Source organism: Kitasatospora sp. MY 5-36, assembly GCF_001182915.1.
GTDB lineage: Bacteria > Actinomycetota > Actinomycetes > Streptomycetales > Streptomycetaceae > Kitasatospora.
On sequence record NZ_LFVW01000050.1, the window covers coordinates 22,995 to 35,947 of the forward strand.

Below are 12,953 nucleotides of genomic sequence, written 5' to 3' on the forward strand. Positions count from 1 at the left end.
CAGGACGCCTGGTACCGCGACCTGGTCGCCGCCCACCGGGCGGCTGCTCGCGAGCAGCCGCGCCCCGGGGCTTCGCGGAGGTTCCGGCGCCGGTCCGCTCAGGGGGCCATGGTGAGCCCGGCCGAGGCGCCGTCGCGGCTCAGGACGACCGACCGGATGTGGTCGAGGGCCCGGGTGTAGTCGGCGCGGTCGGGGGTGTGGCGGAGGGCCTCGGTCAGGTCGAGGACCCGGTAGGGCGGGCCGAGGTCGGTCAGCTGCGGGAGGAACTCGGCCTTGGTGACGGTCCATCGTTGCCCGGGCCCGGGCGGCGGGGAGAAGGTGAAGCGGGCGATCGAGCTCCAGTTCCCCCGGGGGTCCTCCGCGCCGGTGGGGTTGAACATGTGGCCGGCGAGCTGGTCGCCCATGCCGTAGACCGTCCAGGTGTCGTTGATCTTCTCGTAGGCCTGCGGGATGTGGGCGTGGGTGCCGAGGACCAGGTCGATGTCGGGCCGGCCGGGGCTCTGCTCGGCGGCCAGGTCGCGGGCGAGCGCGAGCTGCTGCTCGTCCGGGGTGTCCTGCCACTCGGTGCCCCAGTGGAGGCTGACCACCACGATGTCCGCGCCGCGCTCGCGGGCGGCCCGGGCGTCGGTGAGGATCCGCTCCCGGTCGATGAGGTTGACCGCCCAGGGCCGGTCCTTCGGCAGCGGGATGCCGTTGGTGCCGTAGGTGTAGGCGAGCTGGGCCACCGTGGCGCCGCCCGCCGTGAGCGTCGTGGGGCTGCCCGCCTCGTCGGCGCTGCGCGCGGAGCCCGTGTGCTTCAGGCCGACGGCGTCCATGGCGTCGAGCGTGCGCCGGATGCCGTCCGGGCCGCCGTCGAGCGTGTGGTTGGAGGCGGTGTCGCAGGAGGTGTAGCCGGTGTCCTTGAGCGCCTGGGCGACCTGGGGTGGCGAGATGAACGACGGGTAGCCGGTGAACGGCCCGCCGTCGGCGCCGTAGACCGTCTCCATGTGGCAGATGGCCAGGTCGGCGGCGCTGATGACCGGTTTGACCCCGGCGAGCATCCGGGTGAAGTCGTAACCGCTGCCCCCGGCGTCCTCCTTGGCCTGCTGGATGATCTCCGTGTGCGGCAGGACGTCCCCGGTCGCGACGAGGGTGAACGCCCGCGGCCCCGCCGGGGTGGGCGCGGCCGGGGAGCTCGGATCGCGGGGGGTCGACGGCGCGGGCTGCCGTTCCTGCGGCGACCCGCAGCCGGTGAGGGAGAGCAGCAGGGCGGTGGCGGCTGTGAGGATCTCTCGGCAGGCAAATCGCATGGTCGGCTCGTCCCACGATCGGCGGGTATGACGAGTCCGACTATGCGAGTCGTGGACGGGCCGCCGTGGAACCCGCGCCCTGGGATCACCCGACGGGGCCACCGACCCGTCGGCGGGCATGGACGGGCGCGGACGGGAGTGGACGGGCGGGTGCGCGGGGTGGCGCGGGGCCGCGCACCCGCCCGGCGGGCGGGTCAGAAGGTGACGGCCTTCAGGTAGCTGCTTTCGCCGCGCGGACCGGCCAGGTAGAGGGTGTGGCCGTCGGGGCCGAGGGCGGCGGTGCCGACGCCGTCCAGGCCGAAGCCGGTGAGGTCGGCGGCCGGGAGGGCGGTGTTGGTGGCGGTGTCGTAGGCCAGCACGGTGGCGGAGGGCTTCCAGCCGTCCTTGAGGACGAACAGGCGGCCGCCGTCCGGGGAGACCGCCACCAGGTGGGTGTCGGCGGAGGTGGCCGGGCCACCGAGGGTGAAGGCGGTGCGGGACGTGTCGGTGAACGGGTCGAGCTCGTAGCCGGAGCCCTGGGCGGCCCGGCTGCCGAGGGCGTAGAGGCGGGTGCCCTCCGGGGAGGCGGTGACCTCGGTCGCGGCGGCGAGCGGCTGGACGGTGCGGGTGACCGTCGGGACGGGAGCGGTCAGGTCGAGGTGGACGACGCCCGCGCCGGTGGCGACGTAGGCGTCGGCGCCGCCGTTGTGGAGGGCGATCCCGTCGACGTCGGGGTCGCCCAGCGGGACGGCGCCGGTGAAGGAACGGGTGAAGGTGTCGAAGACCAGCACCCGGCCGGGGCCGGCGGTGCCCTGCTGGGTCACGAACACCCGGGAGCCGTCGGCGCTGACGGCGAGTGCGCGCGGGCGGTCGACGGGCGTGCGGGACAGCACGGTGTTCGTGGCGAGGTCGACGACCAGCAGCTGCTCGGCGGCGAGGACGTAGATCCGGTTGCCGTCGGGGCTGAGGGCGGGCCGGCCGGCGGTGCCGTCCTGGCTGAGCAGGGTCTGCGCCACGACCGTGCGGGTGCGGGTGTCGACGGTGCGCAGGAGGGTGGGGTAGCCGGTGCCGACGTGGTCCTCGGCGACGACGTAGGCGCGGTTGCCGTCGGAGCTGACGGCGATGCCGAGCGCCCGCCAGCCGACGGCGGTGTCGGCGGTGCCGGCGGTGCCGGCCGTGGCGCCGGCCGGCACGGCGCACAGGAGCGTGACTGATGCCGCGAGGGCGGTGGTCCAACGAGCCGTACCCGTAAGCGAGTTCATGGAGATCTCCCCGGACGGTGTCCTCGCGCTGTGCGAGGCGTGGACACGCTACGGGGGAGGGGAGGGCGCGTGGACGGGGCGTGGAGGAGTTGACCGGATCGGTATTGGTCTAGTCCAAAATCCGAAGCCGTCCGCGGGGCCGTGCGGGTGGCCGGGGCCGCCGGGTGGCCGCCTCACGGGTGCGGGTGCGGGTGCGGGCCCGGGCGTGGCCCGGGCGTGGTGCGGAACCGGGCTGCGGGCCGGGCGCGTCGACGCATCACGAAACGCCTGGCGTCCGGCCGGGTGGCCGGACCCAGGTGAGCGGCCGATCGGGCTCCGGCATGCGCCCCGGAGCGGTGACGGTAGGGCCGCGGGTGTGCCGGTCAGAGTGTGAACAAGGCGGCGTACGGTGGGGCGATCCGCTCCTGTCGGGTGCCGAAGTCGACGAGGACGGCCGCGTAGGCTCCGTCCTCCACCGCGAGGACGCGGCCGAGACCATACTTGTCGTGGCTCACGCGGTCGCCCACCGCGAATAGCTTGGGCGGTGCGTCGGGCCGGGGTTTGAAGGGGCTGGTGGGCAGGGGGCGTCGGACTGCCGGTGTTTTCCTCATCCCGGTCAGTATGCTCCGAAAATCGACGGAACGGGCCGTTCCGGAGGGTGTGAATCCGTTGCCGGGTGTCCCCGGGGCGACTCGCCCCCTGGGCGTGGCGAAAAAATCATGACCGGGGCGGCGCGGGGTCCGGTGTCGCCAACTCCGGTGTGGGAATCGATCGTTGCTGTCGCTTTCGGGGCGAGACGGTCGCGCCCGGGAGGGCGGGAAAAAAATAGACGAGTGAAAATCCGCGCCGGCGGGCCGGAGTCTGCTAAGCTCTTCTTAGTTGCAGTTGTGGTTCCCATGAACTTTGTGTGCGCCTGCTTATTGTTGCGGGCGCATTTTTTGTTTTACCGGCTCTTTCCGGCGGGTTCTCATCGCGGCGACTCGAATGTCTGCATGGTGCAGACTTCGCACAGTCTCTCGAAGGAGATTTCTCATGGCTACTGGCACCGTGAAGTGGTTCAACGCGGAAAAGGGCTTCGGCTTCATCGAGCAGGAGGGCGGCGGCGCTGACGTGTTCGCCCACTACTCGAACATCGTCGCCCAGGGCTTCCGCGAGCTGCTCGAGGGTCAGAAGGTCGAGTTCGACGTCACGCAGGGCCAGAAGGGCCCGCAGGCCGAGAACATCCGCCCGCTGTAATTTCCCTGCCGCGCTTTAGCCCGGCAGACAGGGGCCCGCACCGTGCGTCACGCACGGTGCGGGCCCTTTGCCGTTCCGGGGCGGACCGCTGCTCCGCGGAACCCCGCCGCCGACGCCGGCCCGGGTGAGGAGGGCGAGGGCCGCCTCGGAGGGGGAACCGGCGGGGGCGGTGCAGACGACGAGCACCTGATCGGGTGAGCGGGCGATCGACAGCATCTGCTGCGTCACGGTGAGCGCGCCGACGACGGGGTGGTGCAGCCGGTAGGAGCGGGTGTCGCACGGCGCCACCCGGTGGTCGCCCCACAGCGCGACGAACTCCGGGCTCTTCATGGTCAGTTCGCCGATCAGCTCGGCCAGCAGCGGGTCCTCGGGGTGCCTGCCGACGGTGGCGCGCAGGCTGCCGACCACCGTGCGCGCCTTGTGCTGCCAGTCCACGTACAGCTCCCGGGCGTGCGCGTCCAGGAACAGCATCCGGCTCAGGTTCGGGCGTCGCGCCGGGTCGTCCGGGCCGTGGACGTCAACGTGGCCGGCCAGCAGGGCGTGCCCGAGGGTGTTCCAGGCCAGCACGTCCGTACGGCGGCCGAGCACCACGGCCGGGACGCCGTCGACCGCGCGGAGCAGGTCGCGGGTCTCGTCCGCGAGCCGCTCGGGTCGCGGCCGGCGCACCCGGGGGGTGTGGCGGGCGGCGACGGCGAGCCGGTCGAGGTGCTCGCGCTCGTGGTCGCCGAGCAGGAGCGCGCGGGCGATCGCGTCGAGCACCTCGGCCGACGCCCCGCGGGACAGGCCCTGCTCCAGCCGGGTGTAGTACGAGACGCTGACGCCCGCCAGCTGGGCCACCTCCTCGCGCCGGAGCCCGGCCACCCGACGGCGGGGCCCGAGTTCGCGCAGGCCGACGTCCTCGGGGTGCAGCCGCGTCCGTCGGGCTCTGAGGAAGGCGCCGAGCGGGCCGGGTCCGTTCATGCCCCCCAGTATTCGGCGCCCGGAGCGGTCCCAGCCACACCCTGTGAGGGGTAGGACGGGCCGGGGTAGGACGAGCGGGGGCTGGTCGGTGCCGCTCGGAGGGGCCAGGCTCGGTCCCGACCGGAAACGGTCGGGAGCGGTCGGCGGACGGTCGACCGCGTGCCCCGGACCCGAGGAGGGGAGCCCATGCGGCGGAACCCGGAGCAGATCACCCTCGGTGACGTCACCGTCACCCGGATCAAGGAGTTCTACGGCTCGGCCGGGCTGTCTCCGGGCCGGTTCTTCCCAGATAGCCCCGGCAGCACGAACGGCCCGAACGGCCCGGCCGGCCCCGACGGCTCGTGGGAGCGGCATCGCGACTGGCTGGCGCCCGACTTCTGGGACCCGGCGACGGACGAGTGCCGTACCGCGGTCCAGTCCTGGCTGCTGCGCAGCGAGGGGCGCACGATCCTGGTCGACACCGGGGCGGGCAACCACAAGGACCGGCCCCACGCGCCGGTCTGGAACCACCTGGACACGGACTACCTCGAGAACCTCGCCGCCGCCGGGGTGCGGCCCGAGGACGTCGACCTCGTCGTCAACACCCACCTGCACGTCGACCACGTCGGCTGGAACACCCGCCTCGACGGCCGGACCTGGGTGCCGACCTTCCCCAACGCCCGGTACCTGATGACCCGGCGGGACTTCGAGTTCTGGGACCCGGCCAACGGGCACCGCAGCGTGCTCGGCCGCGGGAACCAGAACGTCTTCGAGGACAGCGTCGCGCCGGTCCACCGGGCGGGACTGACGCGGCTGTGGGAGGGCACGTACCGGATCGACCGGAACCTGCGGCTCGACCTCGCGCCCGGGCACACCCCCGGCTCGTCCGTGCTCACCCTGGAGTCCGGCGGTGAGCAGGCCCTGTTCGTCGGGGACCTGGTGCACAGCCCGTTCCAGATCGCCGAACCGGACACCAACTCCTGCTTCTGCGAGGACCCGGCGCTGTCCCGCGCCACCCGGCACCGGCTGCTCGGCCAGGCCGCCGAGCACCGTGCGCTGCTCTTCCCGGCGCACTTCGGCGGCCGGGGCGCGGTGGAGGTCGCGCGCAACGGGTCGACGTTCGCGATCAGGGAGTGGGCGGGCTTCTCCCGCATCTCCTGATGATCCGGTCATCCGCCTGATCCGCCGACGCGCCCGCTCCGCCGGTACGTCGGCCCCAGCACGGCCTGAGAGCTCCAGAACCGTCAGAGAGGAATCGTTTCCCATGCCCCGACAGGCAGATCCGGTCGTCGAAACCCCGGCAGGAGCCGTGCGCGGCGTCCGGGACGGGTCCGGCGAGCGCTACCGCGCCCTGCCGTACGCGGCGGCACCGACCGGCGCCGGCCGCTTCGCCCCGCCCGTACCGCACCCGGGTTGGTCCGGCGTCCGCGACGGCACGCGGCCCTCGCCGACGGCCCCGCAGCCGGTCCGCGCCTTCGACCGGCTCGACGTGAGCCCCTACTTCGGGCCCGGCTGGGCGCCCGGTGCGGAGTACCTGGCCGTCGACGTCCACACGCCCGCGGCCGACGGCGGCAGGCGCCCGGTCATGGTGTTCGTGCACGGTGGCGGGTTCATCACCGGCTCGAACCGCGCCGCCCTCTACGACGGCGGCGCGTTCGCCCGCGACGGCGTCGTCCTGGTGACGGTGAACTACCGCCTCGGCATCCCCGGGTTCCTCGACCTGCCGGGCGCCCCGGCCAACCGGGGGCTGCTCGACGTGCTCGCCGCACTCGGCTGGGTACGGGACACGATCGCGGCGTTCGGCGGCGACCCGGGGAACGTCACCGTCTTCGGGGAGTCCGCGGGCGCGACGCTGGTCTGCGCGCTGCTGGCGGCGCCGGAGGCCGACGGGCTGTTCCGGCGGGCGATCGTGCAGAGCGGCAGCGGCACCGGCGCGTTCACCCCGGAGCAGGCGGGGCGGGTCACCGCCGTCGCGGCCGCCGCGCTGGGCGTCGAAGCGACCGCCGAGGCGTTCGCCCCGATCCCGGACGAGCGGTTGCTGACGGTCCTGCCCGCGCTGCTCGGCCTCGACCTGCGGACGGACACCGCCACCGACCCGCTGGCCGGGCTCAGCCCGCTCGGCCTCGTCCTGCCGGTCCAGCCCGCGGACGCCCTCGCGGACGGCCCGGCCCGCGACGTCGACCTGCTCATCGGCACCAACACCGAGGAGGCGAACCTCTACCTCGTGCCCGAGGGGGAGCTGGAGTCCACCACGGAGGCCGACCTCCACGCCGTCGCCGGCGGACTGCTGGCGGATCCGGCGGCCGTCCTCTCCGCCCTGCGGGCGGCGCGGCCGGGCGCCACGCCGGGCGAACTGCGCTCAGCCGTGCTCGCGCACGCCCTGTTCGAGGCCGGGACGACGCGCATGGCGGAGGCCCACGCCCGGATCTCGGGCGGCCGCCGCACGTACCGCTACTCGTTCGGGTACCGCTCGACGGCCCTGGACGGGCGGCTCGGCGCCGCCCACACCGTCGAGCTGCCCTTCGTGTTCGACCTCGCCGACGAGCCCTGGCTGCACGGGGACACCGGCCTGCTCGGCCCCGACCCCGCCCCGGCCGGACTCGCCGCCCGGGTGCACGGTGCCTGGGTCGCGTTCGCCGGGACCGGGGACCCGGGTTGGGCCGCCTACGACCCGCGGCAGCCCGTGGCGGAGGCCCTCGGCGGCTGAGCGGGTCACCGAGGGCCTCCGCCGACCGGGCCCGGCCCGCACCGCGAGCGCAGCGGTACGGGCCGGGCCCGGTCGGCCCGTGGCGGTCAGCTCAGGGTGCGGCTCGCGGCGGCGTCGTACGGGAGCAGGTCGGCGAAGCGGCCGGAGAGGACCTTGGCGGCCCACTGCGGGTCCTGGAGGAGGGCGCGGCCGACGGCGACCAGGTCGAACTCGTCGCGCTCCAGCCGGTCGAGCAGGTTGTCGAGGCCCTGGACCCCGGAGCCCTGGCCCGCGAAGGCGCGCATGAAGTCGCCGTCGAGGCCGACCGAGCCGACGGTGATGGCGGGGTGGCCGGTGAGCTTCCTGGTCCAGCCGGCCAGGTTGAGGTCCGAGTCGTCGAACTCGGGGACCCAGTAGCGGCGGGTCGAGGCGTGGAAGGCGTCGACGCCGGCCTCGGCGAGCGGGGTGAGGATCGCCTCCAGTTCCTGCGGGGTCTCGGCGAGGCGGGCGTCGTAGTTCTCCAGCTTCCACTGCGAGTAACGGAAGATCACCGGGAACCCGGGGGAGACGGCCTCGCGCACGGCGGCGACGAGTTCGGCGGTGAACCTCGTCCGGGCGACCGGGTCGCCGCCGTAGGCGTCGGTGCGGCGGTTGGTGCCGGCCCACAGGAACTGGTCGAGCAGGTAGCCGTGGGCGCCGTGCAGCTCGACGCCGTCGAAGCCGATCCGCTCGGCGGCCGCGGCGGCCTCGGCGAACGCCCCGATGACGGCGTCGAGGTCGGCCCGCGTCATCGCCCGCCCCGTTCCCTCGGTGCCGTCCAGCCGTATGCCGGACGGGCCGACGGCGGGGGCGTCGGCGAACGGTGGGTCGCCCTGCTTGCGCGCCATGCCGATGTGCCAGAGCTGCGGCACGATGGTGCCGCCCGCCGCGTGGACGTCCTCGGCGACGCGGGCCCACCCGGCCAGCTGCTCCTCGCCGTGGAAGCGCGGGATGGCGTCGCTCTGGCCGGCGGACTCGTGGCCGACGTACGTCCCCTCGGTGACGATCAGGCCGACGCCCGCGGCGGCGCGGCGGGCGTAGTACGAGCGCACGTCCTCGCCGGGCACGCCGCCCGGGGAGAACGAGCGCGTCATCGGCGCCATCACGATCCGGTTGGGCACGGTCAGCCCGTTGATCGTGACGGGCCGGGACAGGAGGTCGGCCGCGCGGGAGGCGGCGGGCTCGGTGACGGTCATGAGGATTCCTCGCGGTCGGCGGTGGCGGTGGCGGCCGCCAGGGCGGTGACGGTGATCGTTCGCCCGTGCCAACCGCCTTGGCGGCTCCCGCATTTCACCGTCCGCGCGAAGTCCGCTGTGATCCGCGCCACGGTCCGTCGCGGGCCCCGGGACGGGGCCTCTCGACGGCTCCCGGCACCGGTCAGGGCCCGGCCGGGCGGTTCCCGGACGGGTCCGTGCGCGGTTCCGCCGTCATCAGGAGGTTCTCGGGACGGTTGGTGCTGGTCATGACGCCCCGTACCCGCGCTCCCGGGACGGGCGCCAGCCGCCAGCGGCCCGCGACGGCCGCGACCACGGTCATCATCTCGGTGCGGGCGAAGGACTCGCCAATGCACAGGTGGCTGCCGGCGCCGAAGGGGACGAACGCGCCGCGCGGGACGGGGGGCCGGTCGGGCAGCCAGCGGTCGGGGTCGAACCGCAGGGGGTGGGGGAAGTAACGAGGATTCCGGTGGAGGACCAGGGCGCTGAAGATGAACTCGGTGCCTCGGGGGAAGCGGTAGCCGCCGAGTTCGACGTCGGTGGTCGCGCGGCGGATCGTGATGCCGCCGGGGTTGCGGACGCGCAGCGCCTCGTCGACGACGCGGCGCGTGTACTCCAGCCGGGCCAGCCGCTCGGGGCCGAGGGGAAGGGCGACGTGGTCCCGCAGTTCCTGGTGGAGCCGCTGGTCGACGAGCGGGTGCCGGCCCAACTCGTGGAAGAGCCAGGCGAGACCGCCTGCGGCGGTCTCCGTGCCGGCGACCAGCAGGGTGATGAGTTCGTCGTGGAGCTGGCGGTCGGTCATGGCCTCGCCGCTGTCGGCGTCCCGGGCCTGGAGGAGCGTCGACAGCAGGTCCGGCCGCTCGCCCGTGCCGTCGGTGTTGTCGGAGGTGGAGGGGGCCCTGGGAGGGGGCCCTGGGAGGTGGCCAGTCCGTTCCCGAGGTAGGGGCGGAGCTTGTCGAAGGAGCGGCCCTTGGCGAAGCTCGCCGCGTCGGTGACCAGTACGCGGTGGACCAGCTCCGGGCTGGTCAGTACGTAGCTCGGCTTCGGGCCGAGGTGGGCGGCCACGATCCGGTCGTAGGCGGTGAGGCTGCCGAGGAACTCCAGCGGACGCCGCCACAGTTCCAGGGCGTGGCCGATCAGCGGGAGCCGCCCGGGAGCGACGGGAGGGGCCGGCGGCCGGCTGGCGGTGGGCATCGTCGTTCCTCCGGTGCGGGGTCGGGACACAGTCTGCGGCCCGGTGCACCTCCTGCGAACCCTTCGCGCCGGGGCGCGCTGGTGGACTGCGCGGCGCGCGGGGGCGGAGGCCGGCTCGCCCCGGTGGGCCGCGCGCGGACCGGCGAGGAGTCCACCGGCCCGCCCCGGTCGACGGGTAGAGGAATCAGAGGAATCAGAGGAAGTACAGGCGGTTCAGCGGGACCTCCTCGGCGGGGTCGGACCGCAGGGGGGTGCCGTCGAGGGTGACGAGGCCTTCGCGCGGGTCGACGAGGACCTCGCCGAGGCGGCTGTTGCGGACCATGTCGCCCGGGCCGATGCCGCGGGTGTGGCGGACGGCGACGCGGCGGCGGCGGGTGGTCATGGTGTCGTACGGGCGGGCGTGGGTGCCGGACTCGGCGGCGGCGCGGCTGGTGAAGGCGACGGAGAGGTCCGCGGGGGTGGCGCCGTGGGCGCCGAACAGGGGCCCCATGACGAGGGGTTGGCAGGTCTCGGTGGCGGCGTTGGGGTCGCCGGTGACGCCGTAGGCGGGGAAGCCCGCCTTGAGGACCAGCTGGGGCTTGGCGCCGAAGGACGCCGGGCGCCACAGGACGAGGTCGGCGAGTTTCCCGACCTCGATCGAGCCGACCTCGTGGGAGAGGCCGTGGGCGATGGCCGGGTTGATGGTGAGCTTGGCGATGTAGCGCAGCACGCGCTGGTTGTCGTCGTCCGGGCCGTCGCCCTCCAGCGGGCCGCGTTCGGCCTTCATCTTGCCCGCCACCGCGAAGGTGCGGCGCACCGTCTCGCCGGCCCGGCCCATGCCCTGGGCGTCGGAGGAGGTGATGCCGATGACTCCGAGGTCGTGCAGCACGTCCTCGGCGCCCATGGTGCCGGCCCGGATGCGGTCGCGGGCCATCGCGGCGTCGCCGGGCAGGTCGGTCTTGAGCCCGTGGACGGAGACGATCATGCCGTAGTGCTCGGCGACCGCGTCCCGGCCGAAGGGGAGGGTGGGGTTGGTGGAGGAGCCGATGACGTTCGGCACGCCCGCCATCTTGAGGACGTTGGGGACGTGTCCGCCGCCGCAGCCCTCGATGTGGAAGGCGTGGATGGTCCGGCCTTCGAGCACCTTCAGGGTGTCCTCGACCGAGAGGCACTCGTTCAACCCGTCGGTGTGCAGGGCGACTTGGACGTCGTGGGCCTCGGCGACGGACAGCGCGGTGTCCAGGGCGCGGGTGTGCGCGCCCATGTCCTCGTGCACCTTGAAGCCGCAGGCTCCGCCCTCGGCGAGGGCCTCGACGAGCGGGGCGGGGTGGGAGGACGAACCGCGGCCCAGGAAGCCGATGTTGACGGGCCAGGCGTCGAAGGAGTTGAAGGCGTGCCGCAGCGCCCAGGGGGAGTTGACGCCGACGCCCCAGACCGGGCCGAACTCCTGGCCGATGATGGTGGTGACACCGGAGGCCAGCGAGGCCTCCATGATCCGCGGGGACATCAGGTGCACGTGGGTGTCGATGGCGCCGGCGGTGACGATCAGGCCCTCGCCGGAGACGATGGCCGTCCCGGTGCCGACCACCACGTCCACGCCGTCCAGGGTGTCCGGGTTGCCGGCCCGCCCGATCGAGGCGATCCGGCCCTCCCGGATGCCGATCGAGGTCTTGCGGATGCCCTGGATCGCGTCGATCACCAGGACGTTGCTGATCACCACGTCGCAGGTGTCCCGGACGGCGGCGGCCTTGAGGTGCAGGCCGTCCCGGGCGGTCTTGCCGAAGCCGGCCAGGAACTCGTCGCCGGGCGCCTGGGAGTCGGACTCGACCCGGACGATCAGTCCGCTGTCGCCGAGCCGGACCCGGTCCCCGGCGCGCGGGCCGTGCACGGCCGTGTACTCGGACGCGTCGATGCTGCTGCTCACGGGTGCTGCTCCTGTCCTTCGCCGGCCAGTCCTTCGTCGGCCGCTCCGCCGTCGACCGTTCCCGCGCCGGCCAGTCCTTCGTCGGCCGCTCCGAGGTAGCCCTGTTCGGCGGCCCGGCGCAGCGCCTCGCGCCGCACCCGGGGCGAGTCCAGCGGTCCGTCGACCAGCCCGGCGAAGCCGATCGCGACCCGCTCGCCGCCGATCGGCACCAGGCCGACCTCGACGGTGGCGCCCGGGTCGAAGCGCACCGAGGAGCCGGCCGGCACGGCCAGGTGCATCCCGTAGGCGGCGGCCCGGTCGAAGGCCAGCCGCGGGTTGGCCTCGAAGAAGTGGAAGTGCGAGGTGACCGAGACCGGCACCCCGGAGGTGTTGCGCACGGCGATGGTGCGGACGGGTTCCGGTCCGGTCGCGGCGTCGCCGTCGGTGAGGACGGCGCCGGGTGCGGCCTCGCCGAGGGCGCCGCCGCCGAACGGGTCGGCGATGACGGCGAGCCGGGTGCCGTCCTCGAACACGGCCTCGACGTGGATCTCGGTGACGAGGTCCGCCACGCCGGGCAGGACGTCGGCGGGGGAGAGGACGGAGCGGCCGCGCGCGACGGCCTCGGCCAGGCGCAGCCCGTCGCGGGCGGCCTCGCAGACGGTGTCCGAGACGAGCGCGGTGGCCTCGGGGACGTTGAGCCGCAGGCCGCGGGCGCGGCGGGCGCGGGCGAGTTCGGCTGCTGTGAAGATCAGCAGCCGGTCGCGTTCGGTGGGGGTCAGCTGCACGGGGGTTCCCTTCTCCCTCGGTGCGGGGCGGCGGGGGTCAGCCGGCCGGCTGGTCGTGGGTGGAGCAGTGGATGCCGCCCCCGCCGGAGGCGATGGTGTCGATCTTCACGGGGACGATCTCGCGGTCCGGGAACTGCTCCCGGAAGACCTCCTGGGCGTGGCCGTCGGCCTTGGCGTCGCCGAAGAGCGGCAGGTAGACGCCCTTGTTGCCGATGTAGAAGTTCATGTACGAGGAGACGAAGGCGTCGCCGCGGCCGGTGATCCGGTCCGGGTCGGGCTGGCCGATCTCGACGACCTTGAGCTTCCCGCCGGTCGCGTCGGTGGCCTCGGCGAGGACGGCGCGGGCCTGGTCGGCGGAGCGGGACCAGACGTCGGGCGGGGTGCCGGGGAAGGCGCGGTCCAGGAAGACGACGCCGGGGGCGGCGAAGCGGGCGAGGCAGTCGACGTGGGCGTCGGTGATGTCCTTGCC

13 protein-coding genes are annotated in these 12,953 nt (G+C 74.1%); 3 read left to right on the plus strand and 10 right to left on the minus strand.

The genetic code is table 11. The features are described 5' to 3' along the window. Window positions 1-98 precede the first annotated feature (98 nt). From AE652_RS04715 to AE652_RS49415, 3 genes are all read right to left on the minus strand, one after another. Window positions 99-1,289: a CapA family protein gene (locus tag AE652_RS04715; RefSeq protein WP_049649847.1), complete on the minus strand. Its 1,191-nt coding sequence runs from the start codon at window positions 1,287-1,289 to the stop codon at window positions 99-101. A gap of 194 nt (window positions 1,290-1,483) precedes the next feature. Beyond that, window positions 1,484-2,530: a YncE family protein gene (locus tag AE652_RS04720; RefSeq protein WP_107086367.1), complete on the minus strand. Its 1,047-nt coding sequence runs from the start codon at window positions 2,528-2,530 to the stop codon at window positions 1,484-1,486. 362 nt (window positions 2,531-2,892) lie between these two features. After that, window positions 2,893-3,036: a hypothetical protein gene (locus AE652_RS49415; RefSeq protein ID WP_369808267.1), complete on the minus strand. Its 144-nt coding sequence runs from the start codon at window positions 3,034-3,036 to the stop codon at window positions 2,893-2,895. 505 nt (window positions 3,037-3,541) lie between these two features. Here AE652_RS49415 and AE652_RS04725 point away from each other — a divergent pair. Continuing rightward, a complete protein-coding gene (locus AE652_RS04725; RefSeq protein ID WP_049649849.1) occupies window positions 3,542-3,745 on the plus strand; it encodes a cold-shock protein in 204 nt (67 codons plus the stop codon). Window positions 3,746-3,760: 15 nt separating this feature from the next. Here the strand turns inward: AE652_RS04725 and AE652_RS04730 are convergent, their stop codons facing one another. Further along, window positions 3,761-4,705, minus strand: coding sequence for a helix-turn-helix domain-containing protein (locus AE652_RS04730; protein ID WP_082345243.1), 945 nt, complete (start codon window positions 4,703-4,705; stop codon window positions 3,761-3,763). A gap of 186 nt (window positions 4,706-4,891) precedes the next feature. Between AE652_RS04730 and AE652_RS04735 the strand changes: the two genes are divergently transcribed. Further along, window positions 4,892-5,845 carry an MBL fold metallo-hydrolase gene (locus AE652_RS04735; protein ID WP_049649850.1) on the plus strand — a complete coding sequence of 318 codons (954 nt, stop codon included), beginning with the start codon at window positions 4,892-4,894 and terminating at the stop codon, window positions 5,843-5,845. A gap of 103 nt (window positions 5,846-5,948) precedes the next feature. Beyond that, window positions 5,949-7,391 (plus strand): carboxylesterase/lipase family protein, encoded by a 1,443-nt coding sequence (locus tag AE652_RS04740; protein ID WP_049649851.1) that lies wholly within the window; start codon window positions 5,949-5,951, stop codon window positions 7,389-7,391. An 86-nt stretch (window positions 7,392-7,477) separates the two neighbouring features. Here AE652_RS04740 and AE652_RS04745 read toward each other — a convergent pair whose 3' ends face one another. The 6 genes from AE652_RS04745 to AE652_RS04770 form a co-directional block, all read right to left on the minus strand. Continuing rightward, window positions 7,478-8,605 (minus strand): NADH:flavin oxidoreductase, encoded by a 1,128-nt coding sequence (locus tag AE652_RS04745; RefSeq protein WP_049649852.1) that lies wholly within the window; start codon window positions 8,603-8,605, stop codon window positions 7,478-7,480. A gap of 181 nt (window positions 8,606-8,786) precedes the next feature. Then, entirely contained in the window at window positions 8,787-9,473 is a 687-nt protein-coding gene (locus tag AE652_RS43735) for a cytochrome P450 (protein WP_234348230.1), read from the minus strand. Continuing rightward, window positions 9,422-9,817, minus strand: a complete 396-nt coding sequence (locus AE652_RS47875; protein ID WP_049649854.1) for a cytochrome P450 — start codon at window positions 9,815-9,817, stop codon at window positions 9,422-9,424. Before AE652_RS47875 ends, AE652_RS43735 begins: the two co-directional genes overlap by 52 nt. Window positions 9,818-10,010: 193 nt before the next feature. Continuing rightward, complete coding sequence (locus AE652_RS04760; RefSeq protein WP_049649855.1) at window positions 10,011-11,720, minus strand: urease subunit alpha; 1,710 nt, start codon at window positions 11,718-11,720, stop codon at window positions 10,011-10,013. Then, window positions 11,717-12,484 (minus strand): urease subunit gamma, encoded by a 768-nt coding sequence (ureA, locus tag AE652_RS04765; RefSeq protein ID WP_082345246.1) that lies wholly within the window; start codon window positions 12,482-12,484, stop codon window positions 11,717-11,719. Before ureA ends, AE652_RS04760 begins: the two co-directional genes overlap by 4 nt. A gap of 37 nt (window positions 12,485-12,521) precedes the next feature. After that, on the minus strand, window positions 12,522-12,953 hold a 432-nt coding region (locus AE652_RS04770; protein WP_049649856.1), incomplete at its 5' end, for an agmatine deiminase family protein.

Coding starts and splice junctions, on each gene's coding strand:
- AE652_RS04745 (WP_049649852.1), bottom strand. CDS start 8,605: ATGACCGTCACCGAGCCCGCCGCCTCCCGCGCGGCCGACCTCCTGTCC.
- AE652_RS04725 (WP_049649849.1), top strand. CDS start 3,542: ATGGCTACTGGCACCGTGAAGTGGTTCAACGCGGAAAAGGGCTTCGGC.
- AE652_RS04730 (WP_082345243.1), bottom strand. CDS start 4,705: ATGAACGGACCCGGCCCGCTCGGCGCCTTCCTCAGAGCCCGACGGACG.
- AE652_RS04740 (WP_049649851.1), top strand. CDS start 5,949: ATGCCCCGACAGGCAGATCCGGTCGTCGAAACCCCGGCAGGAGCCGTG.
- AE652_RS04715 (WP_049649847.1), bottom strand. CDS start 1,289: ATGCGATTTGCCTGCCGAGAGATCCTCACAGCCGCCACCGCCCTGCTG.
- AE652_RS47875 (WP_049649854.1), bottom strand. CDS start 9,817: ATGCCCACCGCCAGCCGGCCGCCGGCCCCTCCCGTCGCTCCCGGGCGG.
- AE652_RS04735 (WP_049649850.1), top strand. CDS start 4,892: ATGCGGCGGAACCCGGAGCAGATCACCCTCGGTGACGTCACCGTCACC.
- AE652_RS04720 (WP_107086367.1), bottom strand. CDS start 2,530: ATGAACTCGCTTACGGGTACGGCTCGTTGGACCACCGCCCTCGCGGCA.